We start from the raw sequence: 25,362 nt of genomic DNA, 5'->3' as shown, positions 1-25,362 counted from the left end.
TGCGCCGGTTCTGACTGCCCTGTGGCAGTGGCTAGTCGCTGTGTGTAAGCGTGGAGCCTGGTGTCAGTCCATGGGCTCAGGCTCGTACTTGTAACCCACGCCATAGATCGAGCGGATCACCTCTCGCTCGGGCCAGACACCGGCAATCTTCTTCCTGAGCTTCTTGATGTGGGAATCCACGGTGCGCTCGGAGACGATGCGGTGATCCCGATACATGTGATCCATCAACTGGTCGCGGGAGAAGATGCGCCCCTGGGCATCCATCATTACCTTGAGCAGCTTGTATTCGACGGCGGTCAGCGCCAGGTCCTGGCCGTCGGCCAGCGCCTGCCAGCCATCCTCGTTGAGCACCAGTGCGCCCTGGGTGCCGGGGGCGCCGGGCCTGTCCTGAGGCAGTGCCTGGCTGCGCCGCAGCACCGCCTTGATGCGGGCGACCACTTCGCGAGGGCTGAAGGGCTTGCAGATGTAGTCGTCGGCGCCGAGCTCGAGGCCCAGCAGGCGGTCGACCTCTTCGACGCGGGCGGTGAGCATGATCACTGGCAGCTGCGGCCAGCGGTCGCGGATTTGGCGGCACAGCACCAGGCCATCGGTGCCGGGCAGCATCAGGTCGAGCAGCACCAGGTCCGGCTGCTGACCGTTGAGCCAGGGCATGACCTCATCGCCATGGTCCAGATGGTGGGGCAGGTAACCGCTGCCGGTGAGGTAGTCGCCGATCAGGCGGGCGATCTTGGGTTCGTCTTCGACGATCAGGATGCGGTTGGGAGAAGCCTCAGTCATGCCGATGTCTCCGGGGATTCCGTGGGTCAGTGGGGCTCGGTTTGCAGGTGTCAGTCTGCAGGTATCAAGCATTAGGCATAAGGGGAAAGTCGATGGTCCAGCATAACCCGCCAAGGGAGGACGCTGAGGCATGTAGAGTGCCGCCATGAGCACTGACCAAGGCGGCGGCAATCGAGAGACCGAGCCCCGAGCCGCCGCTCTTGCGGCTGCGGGAGCCTTCAACGCGATAGAGTCGCTGGATCAGTCGTGCAAGCTCCGCCTTCGGCACGCCGGGTGCGCTGTCCTGCCAGGTGAGGTGAGCCCGTTGTTCCTTAACCTCGACTTGGACGCGCAGCGTTCCCGGCGGCGTGGTGTAGGCCAGGGTATTGTCGATCAGGTTGCTCCATAGCTGGCGCAGCCGCTGGGCATCGCCGCGAATCATCACCGGGCCTTTGATGTCGCTTTCAAGGCTGATGGCGTGCTCGGCGATCCAGCCCTGGGCATCCTCCAGACGCCCCCTGAGGCTATCGGCCAGGTCCAGCGGCGCCAGCGAGACCTCCAGGGCGCCGGCATCGCTCTGGGCGAGCAAGCGTAGATCGCCGACCAGGCGTTCGAGCTGGCCGACCTCCTGGGATAGCGAGGCCAGATTGTCCTGGTCCAGTGGGCGTATCCCATCCTGCATAGCCTCGATCTCGCCGCGCAGCACTGCCAGCGGGGTGCGCAGCTCGTGGGCGATATCCGTCACCCAGCGCTGTCGCGACTCGCGGTTGGCCTCCAGCGTCTCGGCCAGCACATTGAAGTCCCGGGACAGGCGCGATAGCTCATCGCGGCCGCGTTCGGTGAGACGCGCGCCATAGTCACCCTGAGTGAGGCGGCGGGTGGCCAGCGCCATGCTCTGGGTGCGCCGACCGAGCCACCAGGACAAACCGCCTGCCAGTAGCAGGGACGCCAGCACCAGTGAGGCAACGATGATTCCCAGGTTGCGCTGCTGCTGATCGAGGAAGATCTTCTCCATGTGCTCCATCAGCTGGTCTGGCGGCACATAGCCCAGGGTGCCGACCTGGCGTCCCTCGTGACGTATCGGTATCCACTCCAGCCGGGCCGGGTTGCTATCCCGGCGTGGCGGCAGGCCGATCACCGGCAGCCCGTTCTCGTCATGCAGCACGAAATCCCGTGCCCTGGTCATGTCGCGCTGGATGCCCACCGGCGGTGGATGGCCCTCTGGCCATAGCTGATTACGGACCAGTTCGCGCCAGGCCCGCGGGTCGGTGCGCAGCCATTGCCAGTTGCCTTCCCGGCCCCACTCTTCGCCGAGGGCGCTGGCGAGCTTGGTCACCAGTTCAGCTTGCGTGGTCTCCAGATAGTCGATGAAGCCGTTATTGATGCTCCGCGATATCCCGACGAAGACTAGCCCGGAAATCGCCACGTTGACGACCAGGATAATCGCGAACAGCTTGAGGCCCAGCACCGAGAGAGCTGGGCGCGCCAGGCGGCGCTTGGGCATAGCATCATCGGTCATGGCGACTCCAGATATCGGGTTTCTCCATCGGCAGGCTGGGTGCTGTGGTCGTCCTTATTCTCCGCGTCTGCATCAGGGCGTCGGGACACGCCCAAGGTTCGGCGGGCATCCTCGATCAGCAGGTACAGTGAGGGGACCAGCAGTAGCAGAATCAGGGTGGCGAACAGGATCCCGAAGCCGATCGAGATCGCCATCGGGATCATGAACCGCGCCTGACGGGAGGTCTCGAAGATCATCGGCGCCAGGCCGAAGAAGGTGGTGAGCGTCGTCAGCAAAATCGGGCGCAGGCGACGCAGGGCGGCGGCGGTCACCGCACTGCGCGGGTCTTGCCCGGCCAGGCGGTGCCGGTTGGCGGTGTCGATCAGCACCAGGGCGTCGTTGATGACGATCCCCGATAGCGCCAGCATGCCGAGCAGGCTGATTACCGACAGGCCATAGCCCATCAGCAGGTGACCGATCACCGCGCCGATCAGGCCGAAGGGAATCGCCGCCATGACCAGCAGCGGCTGCAGATAGCTGCGAAAGGGAATCGCCAGCAGCAGATAGAGCGTGGCAAGGGTGAACAGCAACGACGTCTGGAGGCTCTTCAGGTTGTCACTGGTCTCCTGCTGGCGACCGCCGAAGCCAATATTCAGCCCAGGCATGTCGGCGCGCAATTGGGGGAAGACCTCCTCTTCGAGGCTCGTGATCACCTGATTGACCGCCGTCGGCGGGGTGGCGTTGGCGGTGACATCGATGACCCGCCGGCCGTCAATGCGGGTGATGGTCGAGGCGGCGGTGTCGGTGATGATCTGAGCGACCCTTGAGAGGGGAACCTCGACGCCATCAGGCGTCAGCACGCTGAGCCCCTCGAGCTGAGCGAGACTGGTGCGGTCGCTCTCGGGCAGCAGTACCTTGACTTCGACCTCATTGCGGCCCTGCTGTTGCTTGAGGGCGGTAGCGCCCTGCAGCGGTCCACGCAGCTGGCTCGCCAGGTCGCTACCATCGAGCCCTAGGGCACGGCCGGTGGCGGTCAATGACAGGCGCAGCTCGCGCTTGCCGTTCTCTAGGCCGCTGTCGATGTCGGTGAGCGGCTGGTAGTCGGCGAGCCGTTCGGCAACGCGCTCGGCGGCCCTTTCCAGCGAAGCGCTGTCAGCGGCTGACAGGCGTATTGTCAGGCCGGCGCCGCGGCCGGGGCCGCCCACGTCGGATTCGAACAGCAGGGTGTCGGCGCCAGCCGGGTGGCCGACCTCCTCACGCCAGGCGCGGCTGAGCTGGCCAGTGGACCAGTTGTCGTCGGCGTCGGTATCGAGGAAGGCCACTACGCTGAGGCTGTCGGCATCGATGGTGGCGCTGCTGGCGGCCAGTACCGGGCCATCGTCGCGTTGTTCCACCCTTTTGAGAGCGGCCAGCAGGTGGTCACGCAGTGCTCGGTCGTCGGCAATAGGGCTGCCCGCCGGCAGGTTGGCGGTGACGCCGGCCTGGTGGGATTCCACCCGCGGCATCAGGGTAAAGCCGAGTCGGCCACTGCCCAGCCAGCCCAGCGCCAGGACCAGCATGGCCAGCGCCAGGGCTACGGTCAGGCCGCGGTAGTCGAGGCTTCGTTCGAGCAGTGAGCGAAAGGGCCCTTGCGTAAAGCGGTCGAGACCGCCCTGTACCCGCCGACGCAGCCGATCAAGCGGCGCTAGCAGGCGGTTTGGCGCGCGACTCGCATGGCTCAGATGGGCGGGCAGAATGAACACCGCTTCGATCCAGCTCAGGGCGAAGATACAGATCACCACCAGCGGAATGATGCCGAAGATCAGGCCCAGGAACCCGGGCAGGAACAGCAGCGGCAGGAAGGCGACGATGTTGGAGAGAATCGCGAAGGCCAGCGGTACGGCGATCTCCCGGGCACCGAGAATCGCTGCCTCCCGGGAGCTGGCGCCGCGCTCTCGGTGCGCATGGATGTTTTCCCCGACGATGATGGCGTCGTCGACCACGATGCCTAGTGCAATGATGAACGCGAACATCGAGATCATGTTGATCGAGACATCCACCAGCGGCAGGAACAGCAAGGAGCCCAAGAAGGCGGTGGGAATGCCCAGGGTGACCCAGAATGCCAGCCGCGCCTCGAGAAAGAGCCCGAGCAGCACCAGTACCAGCGCCAGCCCCAGCCAGGCGTTCTTGAGCAGCAGTTCCAGACGGTCCTGATAGATCTCGGAGTCGTCGTCGGCAACGCTCAGCGAGAGCCCCTCGGGCAGGCTTGCGCGCAGGGCGGGGAGAAGTTCTTGGGTCGTGGCCGACAGTTCGGTCGGGGTCTGGTCGCCGACCTGGTAGATATCCAGGCCGATGGCAGGTTGACCGTCGTAGAGCACTTCGCTGTCGCTGTCGGCGAAGCCATCCTTGATGGTGGCGATGTCGCCTAGTCGGATCACACTGCCATCCTGGGTCGACAGCACCGGCAGCCGAGCGAAGTCGGCGGCGCCCTCGCGGCGTGCCTCGTAGCGCACCATGTACTCACCGTCCCGGGTGTCGAGACTGCCGCCGGCGAGGTTAAGAGCCTCGTTGCCGATGCGGGTCGCCAAGTCACCATGGTCGAGGCCGTAGCGACGCAGGGCCGTCTGGTCGAGGGTCACCTGGACCTGCCGATCCCGAATGCCGGACAGCTCGACCTTGGTGATGCCGGTGCTCGACAGCAGTTCGCTGCGCAGCCGCTCGCCCACGTCGCGCAGGGTCAAGGCATCGCCGTCACCGTGCAGCATCAGTTCGATGACCGCCCGGGAGCGGCCGCTCAGTGAATAGTTTGGGGGCTCCGCCGCGTCCGGCAGGGTGGTCAGGCCGTCGATGGCCTGTTGGATATCCTGATAGGCGCGCATCGTCTCGATGCCATCCTGGAGCTCGATCGACAGCGAGCCACTGCCTTCCTGGGCGGTGGCGGTGATTTCGTCGGTACCCTCGACATTCTGCGCGGCCGATTCCATGGCCAGCAGCAGGCTCTGCTCGACCTCTTCGGGCGTCGCACCGGGGTAGCTCACGGAGACGTTGACGGTCTCCAGCGTGAAGCTCGGAAAGACTTCCTTGGTGATCAGGGTCGAACTCCACAGACCACCGAGGATCAGGCACAGCATCAGCAGATTGGCGGCTACCCCGTGGTCATGCATCCAGGCGATGGGGCCGCGGAAGGAGTGGTGAGCAGGCGCTTGGCTCATGCCTTGTCCTCCTGGCGAGGCGTTGCGGCGTCGTCGGAGGCGCTGTCCGAGGATTCGGCAATGTTGCTGTCACGGGCTTTCAGCACCATGCCGGCCTCGGCATTGGCCAGGTTGCCCAGTATCACACGCTCGCCGTCGTTCAGGCCCGCCTCGACTAGGGCGGCCTCGTCGCCGCGGTGGGCGAGCTCGACGTCACGCATTCTCAGATGATCGTTTTCATCGAGCACCCAGACCTGGCGGCTGCCGCGCAGGGCCGAGACGGGTAGGCGGATCAGTTGGCGGGTCTGGGTGGGATAGAGCCGTGCTTCCAGCAGATCGCCCAGGCGCAGCGCTGGGGCCCCCTCATGCTCGAGTGCCAGCGGGTCCTCCACCGCCACCATTACCTGAGTCATCAAGCCGTTTTCCTCGAGGCTCGGCAGCACGCTCCACACTTCGCCCTCACGAACCTGACCGTCGGGCCAGGCGGGGCTGTTAAGCGCTACGCGGCTGCCATGGCCGTCGGCATTGTGGGTATCGAGCCAGGTCAGCGCCTCCTGGGGCAGGTTGAGGCGTACCCAGAAGCGCTCGATGCCGACCAGGCTGAGGATATCGGCATAGGCGCCGAGCCCGGCTCCCTCGCCGACCAGCTTTTCCTGAATCACGGCATCGAAGGGAGCGGTCACTTCGGTGCGTGCCAGGTCGGCCTGAGCCCGGTCGCGTTGGGCACGAGCGGTTTCCACGGCGGCCTTGGCCGCCTTGAGTTGGGGCTCGCGCAGGACCAGGGCGCGCCGGGCCGGGGGAAGGTCACGACCAAAGGTCTTGTACTCGGCGGCGGCACGGATCTGCTCGCCTTGCTCGGAGGCAAGATCCGACTCGGCGCTGGCGAGCGACGCTTCTGCCTCGCGCAGGGCCAGTTCGTAGTCGGTACGCTCGAGCCTTGCCAACCACTGCCCTTTGGCAACCCGGTGCCCCGGTTCGACCTGCGGTGCGAAGGCTTCGAGGCGGCCATTGATCGAGGTCGACAGGGTCGTTTCCCGAGCGGCCAGTACGCGGCCGTGGGCGTTCAGCACCGGCGCTTCGGCCTGGTGCCCGACCGTCATCACCTCAACCCGTGGCACCGGGCGTTCGGCCGGCGCGCGTTTGGGTGCCTGGGGCCGATGCGTCAGCCAGTAGCCGGCCACGGCGACGGCGAGCACCAGAATCGCGATGGCAGACAGCCGCGCCAGCCATGGGCGGCGAGGTGGATGAGATGGCGAAGCAGGAGGGGCGGACATGAAGACTCCAATCAGCCTGAAGCGAGCCATCCATGATGCCATGCCCGCTGATGGGAAGCGGGGAAAGAACGTGCAACCCGAAGGGAACCGTCGGTGCTCGCCCAGGCCCCGGTCAGCGTCTTACGGGCAGGTCTCACCGAAGATCAGTTCGGTGGGAAGTTGTCGGTCCTCCCGGGGCGCCAGGCCCAGAATCATGCGCGCGGCGATGCGGCCCTTCTCGACGCTGTCCTGACGCACCGTGGTCAGACGTGGCGCCCGGTACTGGCCCTCGGCGATGCCGTCGAAGCCGGTGATGCGCAGGTCCTCGGGCACGCGCAGGCCGCGCTGCTCGGCTAGGGTAAGCACGGTCAGGGCGATACGGTCGGACATGCACAGCAGCAGGTCGGGGCGTTCGTCGTCGGGCAGGTCGAGGATCTCGCCGATCACCGGGGCGCAGACCTCGAAAGTGTTCTCCTCGATGTTCCACATCGGCACTGTGGCCGGGTCAAAGCCTTGTTCCTCAAGGGCGCGATGAAAACCGACCAGCCGTGAGCGGGTGATGGTCCGGTCGGCGGGCAGCAGCTCCTGGTCCGGGCCGATCCGGGCGTTGCAGGGATGCTTGGTGAGCCGCAGGTTGATAATGCCGGGGCGCTTGGGGCGCGCGCTTAGGGCATGGCGGGCGACGGCGTAACTGGCCGGCTCGTTGTCGACATGTACCGCTGGGTAGCCCTCTAGGTCGAAGTCCACCGCTACCAGTTGACGTTCGCCGAGTCGCGGCAGCTCATCGAGCATCATCAGGCTCGGCATCAGGCCATAGACGATGTAGCCGTCGGCGATGCTCGAGGAGCCAGGAACCTGGGAAGCGTGCTGACGACCGGAGAGCAGCAGCAGAGTATGACCGTGCGCATCCAGTACCTCGGCAACCCCCGACAGCAGCTCGCTGGCCACGGCGTCGTTGATGCTATAGGTCAGGCTCTCGGCCAACACTACGGCGATGATCCGCGAGCGCCCGGTGCGCAGACTGCGCGCCTTGGCATCGGGGCCGCGATAGCCGAGCCGCTTGGCCTCGTTGAGAATGCGTTCGCGCAGCTTGGGCGAGAGCTGATCGGGGCGGTTGAAGGCGTTGGAGACGCTTGCGGTGGAAACGCCCAGCTCCACGGCTAGCTCTTTCAGGGTAATACGGGGTGACGAAGACACGTGGGTGGTCGGCTCTCGGAGTCAGGAACGATTCTGTATCGATTTAGTTAGGGGCCAACTATAACCATGGAGGCTATCGATGAACAGCTACCTCACCGAGGGGGCTTCCGTGTGGTGTGCCTCAAGCCCCGCCCGGGCTCGGTGAGGGTGAGCAGAAGGCCCTCTGTCGCCTTGATTCAGTGCTGCGCCAACCAGGCAGCGGTGCCGGGCATCAGCTGCAGGATGCTGCCCTGCCGAGTAGGTGTCGGCATCCCCGGTAGGTCGACGGGCTGTGTGTCTTGCAGGCCGTCAGCCAGCCCATCGAGGGCGATCTCGGCCGGTGCTTCACCATGGCCGAGATGCGCCAGGCACAGCAGGTGCCGCTCGCCAATGGTGCGGATTACGCCGAAGACGCCCTCGGGCAACTCGCTGGGTGCGATCAATCGCTGGTCGCCCTGGCGCAGTGTCTCGCTCGTCCCCCTTCGCTTGAGCAGCCCGCGGACTTGGGCTAGCAAGCTGTCGGGGGCGGCGTCCTGACGGGTCACCGCCAGTGGCCGATGGGGCGCGAACACCGGCAGCCAGGGAGCGACGCCTGCGGGGCAGAAGCCGCCATTGGCAGACTCGTCCCAGACCATCGGCGTGCGGCAGCCGTCACGGCCCTTGACCTCGGGCCACAGGTTGATGCCGAAGGGATCCTGCAGGTCTTCATAGGCCAGCTCGGCCTCGGACAGGCCCAGCTCCTCACCCTGGTAGAGGCACAGGCTGCCGCGCAGCGAGCACAGCACGGTCAGGGCCAACAGCGCACGGTCCTCGCCCCAGCGACTGGCGCTGCGGGCGACGTCGTGGTTGGACAGCGCCCAGCATGGCCAGGCATCGTCGCCGATCTCGACGAAGCGAGATAGTACCCGATACAGCGCGGCGGCTTCTCCGGTGCTATCCAGCAGATCGAAGGTGTAGGCCATGTGCAGGCGAGTGTCGCCCCGGGTATAGGCGGCCATGGTCGGCAGCGGGTTGCTGCCTCCGATTTCGCCCACGCTGGTACTGCCCGGGTATTCGTCGAGCAGGGCGCGGATGCGCTCTAGATAAGTCAGGTTCTCGGGCTGGTCGGTGTTGTGGGTGAGCAGCTGATAACTGCGCGGATGACCGCGCCGCCGATACGCGTCCGACGAGGGCGGATTGTCGGTTAGCTTGCGGTCGTGGAAGTAGAAGTTGGCGGTGTCGAAGCGGAAGCCATCGACACCGAGCTCCAGCCAGAAGCGCAGGTTGTCGAGATGGGCCTCGCGCACTTCTGGGTGGTGGAAGTTGAGGTCCGGCTGGCTTGCCAGGAAGTTATGCAGGTAGTACTGGCAACGTCGCGAATCGAAGGTCCAGGCCGGTCCGCCGAAGGCCGCCAGCCAGTTGTTGGGGGCCGAGCCGTCGGGCCTGGGGTTGGCCCACACGTACCAGTCGGCCTTGGGGTTGGTGCGGTCCTGGCGGCTCTCCTGGAACCAGACATGTTGGTCGGAACTGTGCGAGAGCACCTGATCGATGATTACCTTGAGCCCCAGGGCGTGGGCGCGCTCGAGCAGGGCACGGAAGTCGTCGAGGGTGCCGAACATGGGATCGACATCGCGATAGTCACTGACATCATAGCCGAAGTCGTCCATCGGCGAGGTGCAGATCGGTGACAGCCAGATGGCGTCGACATTGAGGCTCGCCACATGCTCGAGGCGTGAGGTGATGCCGGTCAGATCGCCAATGCCGTCGCCGTTGGCATCCACGAAGCTGCGGGGGTAGATCTGATAGAGGGTGGCGCCACGCCACCAGTCATGGCGGGTGTCTTGGCGCGATTGGCAAAGCGTCATCCAGGGTTTCCTTATCGGTTTGCGCGTGGCAGGGCCCGGCCGGAGCGCCTCCGGCCGGGCGAGCGAGACGGCATTACCAGCCGCGCCGGCTCAGGCGCTCGAGCTCACGGCTCAACTGCTGGACGGCGCTGGCCCCGTCGAGATCGCCGGAGAGCACCTGGTGGGTGCGGTTGAAGAAGGCGTTGGAGACCCGTGCATAGGCATCGCCAGTGACCGAGGCGGGTCGCGGCACGCCATTGACCAGGGTCTCGTAGAGATCGCGCATCGACGGATTGCTGGCCAGTACTTGCTCGTCCTGGTAGAGCGATTCGATGGTCGGGTTACGGCCCATCTTGACGGCATGCGCCTTCTGCTGCGGCTCGGCGGTGATGTAGGCGGCCAGGTCGGCGGCCAGTGCCGGATGCTCGGAGTAGCGCGACACGGCGACGTTCCAGCCGCCCAGAGTCGCCTTGGACTCGCCTTTCGGCCCATGCGGCAGGCTCGCCATGCCGATCTTGCCGGCCACCTCGCTGCCCTCGCTGTTGGCCAGCGCCCACACATAGGGCCAGTTGCGCAGGAATAGAGCATTGCCGGACTGGAAGATCCCGCGGGTTTCCTCCTCGGTGTGGTTCAGTGCGCCTTCCGGCGAAATGGTGCCGATCCAGGAGGCGGCCAGGTCTAGGGCGGCGGCGGCTTGTGGGTTGTCGATGGTCACCTCGCCCTCGCCATCGACGATGGTGCCTCCGCCGTGGCTCGCCACCCACTCCAGGGCGTTGCAGGTCAGGCCTTCGTAGGCACGCCCCTGGAAGGTGTAGCCCCAGAAGTCGGCGTTGCCGGCCTCGCGCTCGGCGGCCTGGATGGCCTCGGCGGTGTCGGTCAGTTCCTGCCAGGTCTGGGGTACCTCGTAACCGTACTTCTCCAGCAGGTCTTTGCGGTAGTAGAGCAGGCCGGCATCGGTGTACCAGGGCATGGCCACCAGACGGCCGTCGATGGTGTTGTTGTCGACCAGTGCCGGGAAGAAGTCCTCGGTGATATCCGCCGGCAGATACTCGTAGAGGTCCACTAGGTGGTCGTCGAGCAGACCCGGCCAGACGATGTCGACCAGCAGCACGTCGACATCGCTGGACTGGCTGCCCAGTAACTGCTGGTAGAGCGACAGTTTCTCGGTGGGATCGTTGGGCGTGGTGATGATGTTGACCGTATTGCCGGTCTTCTCGGCCCACTGCTCGGCGAGCGCCGGACAGTAGTCGGAGGAATCGCCGGCACCGCAGGCGATCGATATCTCGGTAGCCAGCACCTGGGGAGTGGCCAGGGTCGCGCCGCTGAGCAGCAGGGCGACGGCGCCGCCTTTCAGCAGTCGCATGGCGGGAAGCGGCGAGGATGTGACGAGGCTAGGCATTCCAGGGGTCTCCAGTGTTGTGATTGTGGTCTGGTGAGGATGACGCCGATCGTCTCGGCGTCTTCCTTGGGGGAGACGTCAGCGCAGTTCCAGCCAGGCGGCACTGCCGGGCATCAGGTGCAGGGTGCTGCCCTGCCGAGTAGGTGTCGGCATCCCCGGTAGATCGACGGGCTGTGTGTCTTTCAGGCCGTCAGCCAGCCCATCGAGGGCGATCTCGTCTGGGACTTCGCCATGGCCGAGATGCGCCAGGCACAGCAGATGCCGCTCGCCAAGGGTGCGGATCACGCCGAAGACGCCCTCGGGCAACTCGCTGGGTGCGATCAATTGCTGGTCGCCCTGGCGCAGTGTCTCGCTCGTCCCCCGCCGCTTGAGCAGCCCGCGGACTTGGGCTAGCAAGCTGTCGGGGGCGGCGTCCTGACGGGCCACTGCCAGTGGTCGATGGGGCGCGAACACCGGCAGCCAGGGGGCGACACCTGCGGGGCAGAAGCCGCCATTGGCAGACGCGTCCCAGACCATCGGCGTGCGGCAGCCGTCACGGCCCTTGACCTCCGGCCACAGGTTGATACCGAAGGGATCCTGCAGGTCTTCATAGGCCAGCTCGGCCTCGGGCAGGCCCAGCTCCTCCCCCTGGTAGAGGCACAGGCTGCCGCGCAGCGAGCACAGCACGGTCAGGGCCAACAGCGCACGGTCCTCGCCCCAACTGGTGGCGCTGCGTACCACGTCGTGGTTGGACAGTGCCCAGCACGGCCAGGTGTCGTCGCCCAGCTCGGCAAAGCGCGCCAGAACGTCATGGAGTTCGGTAGCGTCCCCGGTGCTGTCCAGCAGGTCGAAGGTGTAGGCCATGTGCAGACGCTTGTCGCCCCGGGTATAGGCGGCCATGATCGGCAGCGGGTCGTTGCCGGCGATCTCGCCCACGGTGGTCGATCCCGGGTACTCGTCGAGCAGGGCGCGGATGCGTTCGAGATAGGCCAGGTTCTCTGGCTGCTCGATGTTGTAGCGCTGGAACTGGTAACTCTGAGGATTGCCGGGGTGGACCCGCTCCCGGGGCATCGGTGGGTTGTCGGTGAGCGCCGGGTCGTGGAAGTAGTAGTTGACCACGTCGAAGCGGAAGCCATCGACGCCGAGCTCGAGCCAGAAGCGTAGGTTATCGAGCTGGGCCTCGCGCACCTCCGAGTGGTGGAAGTTGAGGTCCGGCTGGCTTGCCAGGAAGTTGTGCAGGTAGTACTGGCGGCGCCGGGCGTCGAAGGTCCAGGCGCGACCGCTGAAGGCCGCCATCCAGTTATTCGGTGGCGTGCCGTCGGGCTTGGGGTCGGCCCAGACATACCAGTCGGCCTTGGGGTTGGTGCGGTCCTGTCGACTCTCCTGAAACCAGGCATGTTGGTCGGAGCTGTGCGACAGCACCTGGTCGATGATTACCTTGAGCCCAAGTTCATGGGCGCGCTCGATCAGGGCACGGAAGTCATCCAAGCTGCCGAACATGGGGTCGACATCGCAATAGTCGGCGACGTCATAGCCGAAGTCGTCCATCGGCGAAGTGAAGAAGGGGGATAGCCAGATAGCGTCGACATTGAGGCTCGCCACATACTCGAGGCGTGAGGTAATCCCGGCCAGATCGCCAATGCCATCGCCGCTGGCATCCATGAAGCTGCGGGGGTAGATCTGGTAGATGACGGCGCCACGCCACCAGCCGGGGTCGCTGTGAAGTTGTTGATTCTTCAAGAAACTAACCTCCAGAGAATATGGCTGGGATCGGGGGCGCTAGACGAGCAGCCCCCTATCACTCTCAATATTGTCACCCACGCTTGGGGCTGGGCATCAGGCCGCGGCCTTGGCACCGTTGACTGCCAGTGCCTTGTCCGTCGCATCGAAGAGATGCACTTGCTCGATGTCGGGAACCAGGGCCACGCGTTGGCCTAGGTGCCAGCGACTGGGCGCCTCGCTGCGATGGATCAGCAGGGTGTCGCCGGCCTTGGGCTCGAGGTAGACATAGACCTCGTTGCCCAGGTACTCGACATTGACGATCTCGAAGGCGTTTTCGCCCTCGGCCTCTGCCAGGCGCAGGTGCTCTGGGCGCACGCCAAGGCTCAGTTCGGCGCCGGGTGACTTGCCGCTGGCGTCCTGGGGCAGGGCCAGCTCGCCGAGGCCGGGTGTGCTGACCCGGCAGCCGTTGCCATCGCCGCCGAGCAACTCCGCCGGCATGAAATTCATGGTCGGCGAGCCGATGAAGCCGGCAACGAACTTAGTGGCGGGCTGCTGATAAAGGGTCTGGGGGCTGCCGACCTGCTCGATGCGGCCATCACGCAGCACCACGATCTTGTCGGCCAGCGTCATGGCCTCCACCTGGTCGTGGGTGACGTAGATCATGGTCGAGCCGAGGCGATGATGCAGGCGAGCGATCTCGTTGCGCATCTGCACGCGCAGCGAGGCGTCCAGGTTCGAGAGTGGCTCATCGAACAGCAGGATGCGCGGCTCCCGGGCCATGGCACGGCCCATGGCGACGCGCTGACGCTGGCCACCGGAGAGCTCCTTGGGCTTGCGTTGCAGCAGTTCCTCGAGCTGCAGAATACGGGCGGTCTCCATGACGCGCTGCTCGATGCTCTGCTTGTCGGTCTTGGCGAGCTTGAGACCGAAGGCCATGTTCTCGTACACCGTCATGTGCGGATAGAGGGCGTAGGACTGAAACACCATGCCCACGCCACGTTCGCGAGGCGGCAGGTCGTTGACCAGGTCGTCGGCGAAGTGCATGTCGCCGTCGGTGATCGACTCGAGGCCAGCGATCAGGCGCAGCAGGGTTGACTTACCACAGCCGGAGGGGCCGACGAAGACTACAAATTCGCCATCGCCGACCTCGAGATCCAGATCCTTGATGATATGGGTGCTGCCGAAGACCTTGTTGATCTTTGAGAGGTTCACGTTTGCCATCTTGCGACTCCCTGCCGGCGCTCAAGGCGCCGGCATGTGAAAAAGGGTTAATCGAGCGAGATAAAGGCGGCCTGGTAGGCCGGCAATATCAGTTGCGATGCTTCGAGGCTCGACTGGAAGCCGGGGCCGTCGAGCAGCCGGGCGTTCTCGTCGCTAGAGACCGGCAGGGTGGTTTCATGGGACTTCCCGGTCAGATTGAAGACGCACAGCAGTCGCTCGCGGCCCTGCTGGCCGTCGGTCTCGCGGATGAACCCCAGCAGTTCCTCGCCGACCTCGACCAGAGAAATATCGCCGTCGACAAGCGCCGGATGGTCGCGGCGGAAGGCCAGGATCGCACGGGTAGCATTGAGGACCGAGCTGGCGTCATCCTGCTGGCGGGCCACCGAGAGCAGCAGGTGGCGGGGTTCTACCGGTAGCCAGGGCTCGACCGGTGAGAAGCCGCCTTGGACATCATCGCTCCAGGGCATCGGCGTGCGGCAGCCGTCACGCCCTTTGAATTGCGGCCACAGTACCTTGCCGTAGGGGTCCTGAATGCGCTCGAAGGGCACATCGGCCTCCGGCAGTCCCAGCTCCTCGCCCTGGTAAAGGCAGACGCTACCGCGCAGCGACATCACCATCGCTAGCGCCACCTTGGGATAGGCCACTGGGGCCTCGTCGGCGCCCCAGCGTGTGGCACTGCGTACCACGTCATGGTTGGACAGCGCCCAGCACGGCCAGGCATCGCCGGCCAGGCGCTGGAAACGTTCGATCACCTCGCGGATGTAGCTGGCGGAGTGCGGTGCATTGAGCAGATCGAAGCCATAGGCCATGTGCAGCTTGTCGCCGCCGGCGGTGTATTCGGCCATGCGCTCGAGGGGGTTGTCGTCGCCGATCTCGCCCACCGTGGTGGTGCCGGGGAACTCGTCCATCAGGGCGCGCAGCTCCTTGAGGAAGTCGAGGTTCTCCGGGCGGCTCAGGTCATAGACGTGGCGCTGCCAGGTATAGGGATTGGCGTCAGGCGCGCCCAGCGTCTTGGCCTCGCCCGCCGGCACTGGCGGATTGTCGCGAAGCTCAAGGTCATGGAAGTAGAAGTTGACGGTGTCGAGACGGAAGCCGTCGACGCCCAGCTCCAGCCAGAAGCGCATATTGTCGAGCTGGGCTTTTCGTGCCTGCGGATTGTGGAAGTTCACGTCCGGCTGGCTTTCCAGGAAGTTGTGCAGGTAGTACTGGCGGCGTCGCGAATCGAAGGTCCAGGCCGAGCCGCCGAAGATCGACAGCCAGTTGTTGGGCGGCGTGCCGTCAGGCTTGGGATCCGCCCACACGAACCAGTCGGCCTTGTCGTTGGTGCGGTCCTGGCGGCTTTCCTGGAACCAGGGATGCTGATCCGAGGTGTGGCTGATCACCTGGTCGATCATCACCTTGAGGCCCAGCTCATGGGCACGCTCGAGCAGCGTTTTGAAGTCCTCGAGGGTGCCGAACATCGGGTCGACGTCGCGGTAGTCGCTGATGTCGTAGCCGAAATCGAGCATCGGTGAGGTGAAGAAGGGCGATAGCCAGATGCCATCGACGTTCAGCGAGGCCACGTACTCGAGCTTCTCGGTGATGCCTGGCAGGTCGCCGATGCCATCACCTTTACTGTCCATAAAGCTGCGTGGATAGATCTGATAGATGACGCCGCCGCGCCACCAGAACGTTGATTCTTGCATCTTGGATTCCATCGATGACATGAGCGTTATCCTTTGACGGCGCCAGCGGTGAGGCCGGAGACGATGCGACGCTGGAAGATCATCACCAGGATGACCAGCGGCACGGTGACGGTGACCGACGCCGCCATGATCGGTCCCCAGGGCAGCTCATGCTGGCTACCGCCGGAGATCAGCGCGATGGCCACCGGCACGGTGCGCTGGCTGTCGGTCAGGGTGAAGGTCAGGGCGAACAGGAACTCGTTCCAGGCAGCGATGAAGGCCAGCAGGCCGGTGGTCGCCATGGCCGGCCACATCAGTGGCAGGAACACCTTGGTGATGGTCACCCAGGGGGTGGCGCCGTCCATGATGGCGGCTTCCTCGAGCTCCATGGGCAGCTGACGCATGAAGGTGGTCAGCACCCAGACCGTGAACGGCAGGGTGAAAATGGTGTAACTCAGGATCAGGCCGCCGGGGCTGTTGTAGAGGTTCAGGGTGCGGATGACCTCGAAGAGGCCCGAGAGCACCGCGACCTGTGGGAACATCGATACGCCGAGCACTACCAGCATCACCGTGGTGCGGCCGCGAAAGCGCACCCGGCCCAGCGCATAGGAGGCGGTCACGCCCAGCAGCAGGGCAATGAACACCACGCTGATGGCGACCAGGATCGAGTTGCCGATGGCCTGAATGAAGCTGTCCTGAGAGAAGATTTGTGCGTAGTTGCCAAAGTCCACCGAGGACAGCCAGAAATCGACCTGAAACAGCTCGCTCGAGGGCTTCAGTGAAGTGATCACGGCGTAATAGAAGGGGAAGATGGCGTAGACCATGATCACCGCGATCAGGGCCCATTTGCCGATCTGCTTGGCGAGCTTGATCTGCTGATAACGGTTCATTCGTCGACTCCCAGTTGGCGCCGGCCAAGGTACAGATAGAGAACGGTCACCAGCGCGATGATCAGGAACAGCAGGGTCGAGGCGGCACTGCCATAGCCCACGTCCTGGAATTCGACCAGCTGCTGACGGGCGTAGATCGACATGGTCATGGTGTTGGTGGAGTTCGAGGTCAGCACGTAGATGACGTCGAACACACGCAGGGCGTCGAGCAGGCGGAAGATAACGGCGACCAGCAGGGCAGGCGTGATCAGCGGCAGGGTGACGCGGAAGAACACCTTGACCGGGTGGATGCCGTCGACCTCGGCGGCTTCATAGCAGTCCTTGGGCAGCATCTGCAGCGCGGCCAGCACCAGCAGGGCGACGAAGGGAATGGTCTTCCAGACATCGACCATGATCACGGCCCACATCGAAAGCGAGGCATCGGCGGTCCAGGCAAGGGGCGCATCGATCAGGCCCAGGGCCATCAGCAGGTGGTTGATGATCCCGAATTGATCATTGAGCATCCAGGCCCACATCTTGGCCGAGACGATGGTGGGGATGGCCCAGGGAATCAACACTGCGGCCCGTACCAGCATGCGGCCCTTGAATTCGGCGTTGAGCAGCAGGGCGACGATGATACCGAACACCACTTCGAGGGACACCGACACCACCGAGAAGAACAGGGTGTTCCACACCGACTGCCACCACACTGGGTCGGTGAGGATGCCGTACCAGTTACCATCATCGAAGACCAAGTAGTTCTCGATACCAATCCAGGCGGCACCGGCGGTATCCGACAGCGAGGCGTCGGTAAAGCTGAAGTAGAAGGTCCGCGCCAGCGGCCAGCCGGCGACAAGCGCCAAAGTGACCAGCATCGGAATCAGGAACATCCAGGCGGCGCGAACCCGCTGGCGGCGGACCTTGGTGCCTCGATAGCCGCCCTTTGTGGAGCGCGCCCCCACCTGGGAGGCGCTTTCGGTTGCAGGAGTGGACATGACGATCTCCGGTTACCAGCGACGACGCTTGATGCGCGACAGCTCGCTATCCAGTTGTGATACCGCTTCAGCACCGGTCTGGTCACCGGACAGCACGTTGTGTACGGCATTGAAGAAGCCGTTGCTGACCCGGCCGTAGTTGTCGCCGGTGGGAGCGGAGGGACGAGCGACCGCATTGGTGAAGGTGTCATAGAGCGTGCCGAAGAAGGGCACTGCCGCCAGTACTTCCTCGTCTTGATAGAGGCTGGCGATGGTCGGGTTGTAGGAAGCTTCGATGGCGCGACGTTTTTGTTCGGCTTCACCGGTCAGGTAGGCCACCAGCTCGGCCGCAATCTCGGGGGACTCGGTGTACTTCGAGACCGCCAGGTTCCAGCCTCCCAGGGTGGCGGCGCTTTCACCGTTAGCCCCGTGGGGCAGCTTGACCACGCCGACTTTATTGCGCACGTCGCTGTCCTCGCTCTGGGCCAGCGACCAGGCATAGGGCCAGTTGCGCATGAAGACCGCATTGCCGGACTGGAAGACCCCGCGCGCCTCTTCTTCGGTGTAGTTAAGGGCGCCTTCCGGGGAGATGTCGCCGATCCAGCTTGCCGCCAGGTCCAGCGCTTCGGCGGCCTTGGCGTTGTCGATGGTGATCTCGCCGTCGGCGTCGACGATGGTGCCGCCGCCGTTGCTCGCCACCCATTCCAGGGCGTTGCAGGTCAGGCCTTCGTAGGCGCGGCCCTGGAAGACGTAGCCCCACATGCGCTCGTTGCCAGCGGCCCGCTCGGCGTCCTGGATCTCCTCGGCGATGGCGGTCATCTCTTCCCAGGTTTCGGGCGCCTCGTGGCCGTATTGCTCGAGCAAATCCTTGCGGTAATAGAGCACGCCGGCGTCGGTGAACCAGGGCATGGCTACCAGGCGGTCGTCGATGGTGTTGTTGGCGACGATGGTGTCGAAGTGGCCGGCAGCGGCATCCTCGCCGAGGACTTTTTTCAGGTCGAGCAGGTGGTTGGCGAGCAGGCCCGGCCAGACCACGTCGATCTGCATGACATCGATGTCACTGGACTGGGCGGACAGAATCTGCTGGTAGAGCGAGAGACGTTCGGTAGAGGAGTTGGGCGTCGAGACGATATTGACGCTGTGGCCGGTCTTGTCTTCCCAGGCCTTCACGCCTTCCTCGCACAGGGCTAGTTCGGCGCCGACGGCACCGCAGGAAATGGTCAGCTCAGCGGCTTGCGCCTGGGTGGCGGCAGTGCCAGCGATGCTGGCCAAGGCGATGGCGGGAATCAGTTTCTTGATCATCAGGCATTCCTCGTCGTGTTGTTGTTGTCTGAATGGTCGAATCCTGGTGGTAGGCCAGGCGGTTGACGGCGATTCAATATCAACTTAATCGTTTAAGTTGATCGGTTAGGAAACACTAGCCCCGGCGTTGGTTGCCATCAACCTAGACTTTGGGTGTACCCCCGCCAGCTGGGCATTCTGGGCAATGCGACGCGGCTTTGGTCATGCCGGTGCTTGCCAGGAAATACCCAGAAGAGATATGGCGGAAGGTTGAGGGGGCGGCTGGCTGAAATTTCGTTCAATACGCAGCACTGGAGGCTCGCCACCATGGGGCCATCGTGTCTTGTGGAGTCGCCCCATGTCCTTGTCGTTACCTTTATTCGTGTCCATGTCCGCCTTTGCTGTGGCGGCGTCGGTTTCTCCTGGTCCGGTGAATCTGCTGGTGCTGTCAACGGCCATTCACGCTGGTTGGCGCGGTGCTATGCCGCTGGTAATAGGAGCCAGCGCGGGGTTCACGCTGCTGCTGTGGTTGATTGGCATCGGCATGGTGGAACTGTGGCAACAATGGCCGTTGCTTCGCCAGCTGGTGCGTCTGGGCGGAGTGGCCTTTCTAGTCTGGTTGGCCTGGAAGCTGGCGTGTAGCGATGGTGAGCTCGATATGGGTCGGGGGGCCGAGCCAGCAGGTGCGTGCACTGGCGCTTTTATGCAATGGGTAAACCCCAAGGCCTGGCTGGCGTCCACTGCGGGGATGGGGGCCTTCGCTGCAGATGGTGATCTGGCGCTGGTGACAGTATTCGCCGTGCTGTGGGGCAGCCTGTGCGCATTATCGATCAGTCTGTGGGCGCTGGCCGGCGATCAGCTGAGCGGCTGGGTATCGTCGTCCCGTCGAATGCGGTGTATCAATCGTGGGTTAGCGGGGCTGTTGCTGCTAAGCGCAGGTTTTTTATTGCTGGGTTGAAGGGCCGCGGCTAGCGGCGGCCCAGGTAGTGCCCCGGTGTCGTCGCCAGCAGCCGCTTGAAGGTGCGTTGCAGATGGGCCTGATCCGCGAAACCACAGTCCTGGGCGACGTCTGCAATGGAAGTACCCAAGCGCAGTTGTTGGCGAGCATGACGCACCCGCAGGTCGATCAGAGTGGCGTGGGGTGTCAGGCCGTGATGCCGACGAAAGGCGGCGATCAGACTGGTGGCACTGCACTCGGCAGCCTGGCATAGCTCTTTGAGTGTCAGGTCTCGGTGCCACTCGGTTGCCAGTAGATCCAGTGCACGAGCCAAACGTACTGGTGGCGTGAGCGAATGGCGCTGGGGATGAAGCACTGCCTGTATGCACTCTGCCAGGAGTTCGGCGCGGCTTTCTCGTTCCATGCGTGGAGTATCGTGATCGGCGAGAGCAAAACCCAGCGCGATGATCGCCTGGTGGAGGCGAGGGTCGCGGCTGACACGCGGGGCGAACATCGGCACGTCTGCCTGGTTATCACCGTGCAGGGAAGGGCAGCGTGCGGCCAGCCATTGGCTATCCAGATACAGCATGTGATAGCCCCAGGGCGTGTCTTGAACGGCATTGCAGGCGTGGCGGTCCTCTGGGTTGATCACCACCACATCGCCAGCACTCACCTTCTGACCCTGGCCGCGATTCCGGTAGTGCGAGCACCCCGAGGTGATGGCGCCGAAGGAGTGGCAGCCGTGGCTATGGAGCGCATGGCTCAGGGCATTACCGTCGGCTACCAGGCGTGCCTCAATGAAGGGCAGCGCCGGATCGCGGAGAAAGCAGGAGGAAACGGGGGCAATCGTGCTCATGGTGACTCACTTCCAGTAATCCCCCGCGGCTGGGACGGGGGACTTTCCAGGCTGACGTGAATAGCCTACGCCATATCGCGGCAAAGTCACCTTGGCAGTGGTGTGACATGCCCGTTTCGAGCAAGCGCTCGTCCTTTCCGTTCTGGGGAGAATTTACAGTGACAGCAGGAACAGGATCAGCGGCGGTGACAGCAGCGATAGAATGAAGCCGCTGACCACGGCGATGGGCACGCAGGCCACGCCGCCATGCTGCTGGATGACCGGCAGGGTGAAGTCCATCGAGGTGGCGCCGCCATAGCCGATGGCGAGCGGTGTAGCACGATGAATCACCAACGGGATCAGAATGAAGGCCAAGAGCTCTCGGGCCAGGTCGTTGAAGAAGGCCACCCCGCCGAGCAGCGGGCCCAGCTGGTCGCCGATCAAGATGCCCGACAGCGAATACCAGCCGAAGCCGGCGGTCATCGCAAGCCCCTCGTTCCATTCGAGCGACATCAGCGGCGCGGCGATCAGGCCCGCCACCAGCGAGCTCACCGCCACCGTGGCGGCGATCGCCAGGCCGTGGCGGTTGAGCAGGATCTGCCTGAGCGACATGCCGGAGTTACGCAGCTGGCAGCCGATCAGGGCCAGCAGCAGATAGAGCACCCACTCGGCGAGGGTATCGGCGCCGGCGTGCAGGCCGTCAATGGCCAGCAACTTGCCGGTCAGGCCAATCAGCACGCCCGCGATCACCACCCCGACCAACAGCAGCGAGCCGCCCATGGCGGCCAGCTTGCTGGTGGGGGCGTTTTTCACCACGGGGGCGCCGCTGGCATGCAGGGCGCTCCGCCGTGACAGCCACCACAGTGCGGGCAGGTTGCAGGCGGCGGTGATCAGGAACAATAGCAGGGTCTGGCCCCCTAGCCGTGACAGCTGCCCGCCCAGGTTATCCAGGCCGGCGAGGCCAATGCCCATCAGGAGCAGGATAACGTAGATGGCGCCATTGACGGCGCGGTTCACCGCCGCCAGCAGGCCGCCATGCTTCAGCGGCACCAGGTAGCCGAGAATCAGGGGCAGCAACACGATAAGCAGGCCGGACAGCATCGGTTCTCCATTAACCAGTGGGTCGCCGACATGGCAACCAGGAGGCGCTACTGTAACCAGACTCTTATATGAGGAGAAATGATTTTCGCTGATGGGGAATCAGCGAATGTAATGATTATGTGCGCTGTTTGATGCGCTGACTCCGTCTGCAACGATGGACACCAGTGGGGCGGCCCGTGGCTATCGGTGTATGGCCGACGGTCTCATTTCGCCCGCAGCCGGCTCAGTAATGAGTGAGTCACGCCTCAGTTAGCCTTGGCCAGGTCGTTAAAGCGCAGGCGATTCAAGCGCAGCTGGCTCGTGCGTTCGCCGTTCTTGAAATACTCTGCCGCCAGCAGCAGGCCCGGCACCTCTGGGCTGAAGGTCAGGCGAAGATCACGGTCGGGATGCTCGCCGCGCCAAAGGGCAATGGTCACAGCCCGGAAGTTGCCGACCGGCAGGTCGAGGGTGGTGGTCTCCAGGCGGCGATAGTGATAGCGCTTCGTTTCGCCCTTGTAGTTGGTATACGTCATGGTGCAGGGCGCTACCTGGGGGTGCCAGCAGGAGACCTGGTCGGCCTGTCGAGAAAGCTCGAATAGTGCGGCCTGACGGTCGGGCCAGGCTGCAAGCTCGCTCTGGCCCATGTGGTAATCCTCGCCGATGCCCAGCAGCGAATATCCACCGGCGTATTCGCTACTGGTTACTCCTTGGTCACCCAGGGTGAAGCGTCCACGCTCCCAGCCGTTGGCCACGGCAACGGAGGCGCGCATCTCACTGACCCAGGCCCCGCCCTGACGCTTCAGGCTGTGATCGATGTCGGCATCCGGCCAGCCGTCGATTGCTAGCCGGTAGGTGGCCTCGAAGGCGCGCGGCGAAGCCGCATCATCGGCGGCAAAGGCATTGAAGGGGGCGATGAGCAGCAGGGCGATGGCTGTCAATACTCCCGCCGCGCCTCGCTGGCACCTAGCAGTGGCGAGATTCATCTGCATCTCTCCCGGATCGGGGCTTAAAGGATGGTGGTCGAATCGTCATGGTGAGACCTTCAAGGCTGTGATGGGCGGCCGGCGGAAAGGTTCCACGGCTATCGTTGTAATGAATTGCGCGCTAACCTGATGGCGCAGCACTGCCGACGGCTGCGCCTGTCTGCGGTTGCGTGAAGCTCTGTCACTTATGGATAAGAGGATGCGTTCTATGGCCAAGCTATTGTTGATTGCCGGCGACTTCGTCGAGGATTACGAAATCATGGTGCCCTTTCAGGCCCTGCAGGCCATGGGGCATCAAGTCGACGCCGTCTGCCCGGACAAGCGTGAGGGCGATAGCGTCAAGACCGCCATTCACGACTTCGAGGGCGACCAGACCTACACCGAGAAACCAGGGCATAATTTCGCGCTCAACGCCACCTTCGCCGAGATCGACCCCGCCGACTACGACGGCCTGGTCGTGCCGGGTGGTCGGGCGCCGGAATACCTGCGTCTCGACGAGCGAGTACTGGAAGTGGTGCGCCACTTCTTCGATACCGACAAGCCAGTGGCATCGATTTGCCACGGTGCCCAACTGCTGGCAGCGGCGGTATCCCTCGACAAGCGGCGTGTCTCTGCCTATCCGGCCTGCGCCCCCGAGGTTCATCTGGCTGGCGGCGAATTCGCCGATATCGAGGTAACCGATGCCATCACCTGCGGCAAGCTGGTGACCGCGCCGGCATGGCCCGCGCACCCGGAATGGCTCAAGCAGTTCAACGCCCTGCTGTAAGCGTGTCACCGCCGGGCGTCTGCTTTGACGCTTCTCGCCCCTAGGTGGGAGCTATTCGTTATGGACAACACCGCCCCTTGGTGCCTGTCGCCGGGGCGGTTCACCTCTTGCGGTTCCCCCTTCTAGGGTGGCTTGCGTATCATGGTGTCGGTTCATCAGTGCTGTCCCTTTGCGGACATTTCCATTGTTTCACCCTCTCATGATTGCCCGTCCGATGACCTCCAAGCATGCCACTACCCGCGACACCCTGATTCAGGCCGGTGCTGAGCTGATTGCCGAACAGGGTTACCACGCCACCGGCATCAATGCGGTGCTCAAGGCATCAGCGGTGCCCAAGGGATCCTTCTATCACTATTTCTCGAGCAAGGAAGATTTTGGCCTCGCCGTGATCGAGGCCTTTGCCGACACCTACGAGCAACGCCTGGACGAGCTGCTCGACGATGATCGCGCTCCGCTCGAGCGGCTGCGGTGCTTCTTTGCTGCCGGGCGTGCCGATATGACTGACTGCGACCACAGTCGTGGCTGTCTGATTGGCAACCTGGGCCAGGAACTGTCGGCGCGCAACGCGCTGTTTCGCGAGCGGCTGGACGGCATTCTCAAGGAGTGGGAGCGGCGGCTCGCTATCTGCCTGGAGCAAGCCCGAAGCGCAGGTGACATTGCGCCAGACACCGATAGCGAGGCCCTGGCAAGCTTCATCCTGGCCGGCTGGCAGGGCGCGCTGCTACGGGCCAAGACCCTCAAGTCGGTGACGCCCATGCAGCACTTCGAGGATATTCTCTTTGCCCAAGTGCTGCGCTAAGCCCGACGCCTCTTGACGCTCGATTCTAGGCCCTCTCCAGGCCGATACTCACCTTTCACTCATCGGTGGTGAGCCTGTTGTTGTGGGCGGGGCGCCCAGTGGCCTCAGTAACCTGCGGAGGGGTCGATGCTTGGCACCTGTTCGCCGGCCTGCCAGGCCCTGAGGGTGTCTATTACCTGTTCGAGAGCGGCACCACGCGGCGTGGGGGCGGCCATGTGTGGAGTGATCAGCACGTGCGGGTGCCGCCACAGCGGGCTTTCCGCCGGCAGTGGCTCGCGGGCAAAGGCGTCCAGCACCGCGCCCCGCAGCCGTCCGGTGTCGCCGTTTCCATCATCTTTTCCGCCCCCGGTCTCGGCGTTGGCGGGTCCAAGAGCGTCGAGCAAAGCGGCTTCGTCGATCAGGCTGCCGCGTCCGGGGTTGATCAGGCTGGCGCCCTGAGGAAGCGCGGCCAGGGTCTCGGCATTGATGATGCCGCGGGTCGCCGGCGTGTTCGGCAGCAGGGTAACGAGGCTCTTGACCTGGCCAAGCAAGGTCGCGAGGCCTTCCTTGCCGTGATAGCAGCGGACGCCGTCCAGCGCCTTGGGGTGACGGCTCCAGCCGTGAACCGGGAAGCCATCAGCCGCCAGCGCTTGTGCCACTCGCGCGCCGATAGCGCCAAGCCCCAGTACGCCGATGCCCCATTCGGCCTTGGAAGCCAGAGGCCGTTCCAGCCATTGGCGGCGTGCCTGCTGGCGGGCGTAGTGGTCGAAATCGCGTTGGAAGTGCAGTACGGCGTAGCGTACGTAGTCGATCATCGGATCGGCCATGCCGGCATCACGCAGCTTGACGATCGGTATGCCGGCCGGCAGGGCCGGGTTGTTGAGCAGTGCATCCACACCGGCACCGAGGTTGATGATGCCCTTGAGTGCTTGCTGCTCCTCGAACAACCAGCCAGGTGGCTGCCAAGCGACCAGGTAGTCGGCATCTTGGCGTTCTTCCAAGGCGGCGTCGCTGGTGATTACCTTGGCCTTTGGCAGTGCCTTGGCGATGGCGGTTTGCCACTGTTCGGCATCGGCGGAGTGGATCAGAATCTGCATGGCAGTCGGCTCCTGTGCGGTGGCTCTAGTGCGGGGCTTGGGCGGGCTTTCTCGATCCGGCAAGAAAAGATAACAAAGCCTTTGACGGAGGGCTCAACGCC

General features: G+C 64.2%; 20 protein-coding genes. 3 read left to right on the top strand and 17 right to left on the bottom strand.

Going from position 1 to position 25,362, the window contains the following annotated elements:
- Positions 1–63: 63 nt before the first annotated feature.
- The 13 genes from HUS66_RS05515 to HUS66_RS05455 all read right to left on the bottom strand — a co-directional run bounded on the left by HUS66_RS05515 (position 64) and on the right by HUS66_RS05455 (position 18,803).
- Entirely contained in the window at positions 64–777 is a 714-nt protein-coding gene (locus tag HUS66_RS05515) for a response regulator (protein ID WP_175069950.1), read from the bottom strand.
- Between the two features lie 64 nt (positions 778–841).
- Positions 842–2,275 (bottom strand): ATP-binding protein, encoded by a 1,434-nt coding sequence (locus HUS66_RS05510; RefSeq protein ID WP_254628706.1) that lies wholly within the window; start codon positions 2,273–2,275, stop codon positions 842–844.
- Positions 2,272–5,445: an efflux RND transporter permease subunit gene (locus tag HUS66_RS05505; protein ID WP_175069949.1), complete on the bottom strand. Its 3,174-nt coding sequence runs from the start codon at positions 5,443–5,445 to the stop codon at positions 2,272–2,274. The genes HUS66_RS05510 and HUS66_RS05505 overlap by 4 nt, the downstream gene beginning before the upstream one ends.
- Positions 5,442–6,698, bottom strand: coding sequence for an efflux RND transporter periplasmic adaptor subunit (locus HUS66_RS05500; RefSeq protein ID WP_175069948.1), 1,257 nt, complete (start codon positions 6,696–6,698; stop codon positions 5,442–5,444). Before HUS66_RS05500 ends, HUS66_RS05505 begins: the two co-directional genes overlap by 4 nt.
- Before the next feature lie 120 nt (positions 6,699–6,818).
- Positions 6,819–7,874 (bottom strand): LacI family DNA-binding transcriptional regulator, encoded by a 1,056-nt coding sequence (locus HUS66_RS05495; protein WP_175069947.1) that lies wholly within the window; start codon positions 7,872–7,874, stop codon positions 6,819–6,821.
- A gap of 176 nt (positions 7,875–8,050) precedes the next feature.
- Positions 8,051–9,697, bottom strand: coding sequence for an alpha-amylase family glycosyl hydrolase (locus tag HUS66_RS05490; RefSeq protein WP_175069946.1), 1,647 nt, complete (start codon positions 9,695–9,697; stop codon positions 8,051–8,053).
- A gap of 73 nt (positions 9,698–9,770) precedes the next feature.
- A complete protein-coding gene (locus HUS66_RS05485) occupies positions 9,771–11,039 on the bottom strand; it encodes an ABC transporter substrate-binding protein (RefSeq protein ID WP_175070115.1) in 1,269 nt (422 codons plus the stop codon).
- A 114-nt stretch (positions 11,040–11,153) separates the two neighbouring features.
- Positions 11,154–12,794 (bottom strand): alpha-amylase family glycosyl hydrolase, encoded by a 1,641-nt coding sequence (locus HUS66_RS05480; RefSeq protein ID WP_254628705.1) that lies wholly within the window; start codon positions 12,792–12,794, stop codon positions 11,154–11,156.
- Between the two features lie 96 nt (positions 12,795–12,890).
- Positions 12,891–13,997 carry an ABC transporter ATP-binding protein gene (locus tag HUS66_RS05475; RefSeq protein ID WP_175069945.1) on the bottom strand — a complete coding sequence of 369 codons (1,107 nt, stop codon included), beginning with the start codon at positions 13,995–13,997 and terminating at the stop codon, positions 12,891–12,893.
- 47 nt (positions 13,998–14,044) lie between these two features.
- A complete protein-coding gene (locus tag HUS66_RS05470; protein WP_175069944.1) occupies positions 14,045–15,682 on the bottom strand; it encodes an alpha-glucosidase in 1,638 nt (545 codons plus the stop codon).
- Between the two features lie 26 nt (positions 15,683–15,708).
- Positions 15,709–16,551, bottom strand: coding sequence for a carbohydrate ABC transporter permease (locus HUS66_RS05465; protein WP_175069943.1), 843 nt, complete (start codon positions 16,549–16,551; stop codon positions 15,709–15,711).
- On the bottom strand, positions 16,548–17,525 hold the full coding sequence (locus HUS66_RS05460; protein ID WP_175069942.1) for a carbohydrate ABC transporter permease: 978 nt from the start codon (positions 17,523–17,525) through the stop codon (positions 16,548–16,550). The genes HUS66_RS05465 and HUS66_RS05460 overlap by 4 nt, the downstream gene beginning before the upstream one ends.
- 12 nt (positions 17,526–17,537) lie before the next feature.
- Entirely contained in the window at positions 17,538–18,803 is a 1,266-nt protein-coding gene (locus HUS66_RS05455; protein ID WP_282848317.1) for an ABC transporter substrate-binding protein, read from the bottom strand.
- Between the two features lie 340 nt (positions 18,804–19,143).
- On the opposite strand from HUS66_RS05455, the gene HUS66_RS05450 reads away from it, so the two are divergent.
- Entirely contained in the window at positions 19,144–19,743 is a 600-nt protein-coding gene (locus HUS66_RS05450; protein WP_175069940.1) for a LysE family translocator, read from the top strand.
- Positions 19,744–19,753: 10 nt separating this feature from the next.
- On the opposite strand, the gene HUS66_RS05445 is transcribed toward HUS66_RS05450, so the two are convergent.
- The 3 genes from HUS66_RS05445 to HUS66_RS05435 form a co-directional block, all read right to left on the bottom strand.
- Positions 19,754–20,578, bottom strand: coding sequence for a helix-turn-helix transcriptional regulator (locus HUS66_RS05445; RefSeq protein ID WP_175069939.1), 825 nt, complete (start codon positions 20,576–20,578; stop codon positions 19,754–19,756).
- A gap of 153 nt (positions 20,579–20,731) precedes the next feature.
- Complete coding sequence (locus HUS66_RS05440; protein ID WP_175069938.1) at positions 20,732–21,658, bottom strand: lysine exporter LysO family protein; 927 nt, start codon at positions 21,656–21,658, stop codon at positions 20,732–20,734.
- Positions 21,659–21,903: 245 nt separating this feature from the next.
- Positions 21,904–22,620, bottom strand: a complete 717-nt coding sequence (locus HUS66_RS05435) for a hypothetical protein (protein WP_175069937.1) — start codon at positions 22,618–22,620, stop codon at positions 21,904–21,906.
- 208 nt (positions 22,621–22,828) lie between these two features.
- On the opposite strand from HUS66_RS05435, the gene HUS66_RS05430 reads away from it, so the two are divergent.
- The gene (locus HUS66_RS05430; RefSeq protein WP_175069936.1) at positions 22,829–23,386 is read left to right on the top strand and encodes a DJ-1/PfpI family protein; all 558 of its coding nucleotides are present in this window, start codon (positions 22,829–22,831) and stop codon (positions 23,384–23,386) included.
- A gap of 214 nt (positions 23,387–23,600) precedes the next feature.
- On the top strand, positions 23,601–24,185 hold the full coding sequence (locus tag HUS66_RS05425) for a TetR/AcrR family transcriptional regulator (protein ID WP_175069935.1): 585 nt from the start codon (positions 23,601–23,603) through the stop codon (positions 24,183–24,185).
- Between the two features lie 104 nt (positions 24,186–24,289).
- Here the strand turns inward: HUS66_RS05425 and HUS66_RS05420 are convergent, their stop codons facing one another.
- Positions 24,290–25,261, bottom strand: coding sequence for a 2-hydroxyacid dehydrogenase (locus HUS66_RS05420; protein WP_175069934.1), 972 nt, complete (start codon positions 25,259–25,261; stop codon positions 24,290–24,292).
- Between the last annotated feature and the right edge of the window lie 101 nt (positions 25,262–25,362).

Origin of the sequence: Onishia taeanensis (genome assembly GCF_013349955.1) — a bacterium.
GTDB classification, from domain to species: Bacteria; Pseudomonadota; Gammaproteobacteria; order Pseudomonadales; family Halomonadaceae; genus Onishia; species Onishia taeanensis_B.
The sequence above is the reverse complement of the archived record's forward strand: the minus strand, read 5'-3'. Positions and strand labels throughout refer to the sequence as shown.

What these genes read in the sequence shown, in the direction of transcription:
- HUS66_RS05445 (WP_175069939.1), bottom strand. Translation starts at nt 20,578, where the DNA reads ATGAGCACGATTGCCCCCGTTTCCTCCTGCTTTCTCCGCGATCCGGCG.
- HUS66_RS05475 (WP_175069945.1), bottom strand. Translation starts at nt 13,997, where the DNA reads ATGGCAAACGTGAACCTCTCAAAGATCAACAAGGTCTTCGGCAGCACC.
- HUS66_RS05515 (WP_175069950.1), bottom strand. Translation starts at nt 777, where the DNA reads ATGACTGAGGCTTCTCCCAACCGCATCCTGATCGTCGAAGACGAACCC.
- HUS66_RS05490 (WP_175069946.1), bottom strand. Translation starts at nt 9,697, where the DNA reads ATGACGCTTTGCCAATCGCGCCAAGACACCCGCCATGACTGGTGGCGT.
- HUS66_RS05505 (WP_175069949.1), bottom strand. Translation starts at nt 5,445, where the DNA reads ATGAGCCAAGCGCCTGCTCACCACTCCTTCCGCGGCCCCATCGCCTGG.
- HUS66_RS05510 (WP_254628706.1), bottom strand. Translation starts at nt 2,275, where the DNA reads ATGACCGATGATGCTATGCCCAAGCGCCGCCTGGCGCGCCCAGCTCTC.
- HUS66_RS05500 (WP_175069948.1), bottom strand. Translation starts at nt 6,698, where the DNA reads ATGTCCGCCCCTCCTGCTTCGCCATCTCATCCACCTCGCCGCCCATGG.
- HUS66_RS05485 (WP_175070115.1), bottom strand. Translation starts at nt 11,039, where the DNA reads ATGCGACTGCTGAAAGGCGGCGCCGTCGCCCTGCTGCTCAGCGGCGCG.
- HUS66_RS05460 (WP_175069942.1), bottom strand. Translation starts at nt 17,525, where the DNA reads ATGTCCACTCCTGCAACCGAAAGCGCCTCCCAGGTGGGGGCGCGCTCC.
- HUS66_RS05440 (WP_175069938.1), bottom strand. Translation starts at nt 21,658, where the DNA reads ATGCTGTCCGGCCTGCTTATCGTGTTGCTGCCCCTGATTCTCGGCTAC.
- HUS66_RS05435 (WP_175069937.1), bottom strand. Translation starts at nt 22,620, where the DNA reads ATGAATCTCGCCACTGCTAGGTGCCAGCGAGGCGCGGCGGGAGTATTG.
- HUS66_RS05420 (WP_175069934.1), bottom strand. Translation starts at nt 25,261, where the DNA reads ATGCAGATTCTGATCCACTCCGCCGATGCCGAACAGTGGCAAACCGCC.
- HUS66_RS05450 (WP_175069940.1), top strand. Translation starts at nt 19,144, where the DNA reads ATGTCCTTGTCGTTACCTTTATTCGTGTCCATGTCCGCCTTTGCTGTG.
- HUS66_RS05430 (WP_175069936.1), top strand. Translation starts at nt 22,829, where the DNA reads ATGGCCAAGCTATTGTTGATTGCCGGCGACTTCGTCGAGGATTACGAA.
- HUS66_RS05465 (WP_175069943.1), bottom strand. Translation starts at nt 16,551, where the DNA reads ATGAACCGTTATCAGCAGATCAAGCTCGCCAAGCAGATCGGCAAATGG.
- HUS66_RS05425 (WP_175069935.1), top strand. Translation starts at nt 23,601, where the DNA reads ATGACCTCCAAGCATGCCACTACCCGCGACACCCTGATTCAGGCCGGT.
- HUS66_RS05470 (WP_175069944.1), bottom strand. Translation starts at nt 15,682, where the DNA reads ATGCAAGAATCAACGTTCTGGTGGCGCGGCGGCGTCATCTATCAGATC.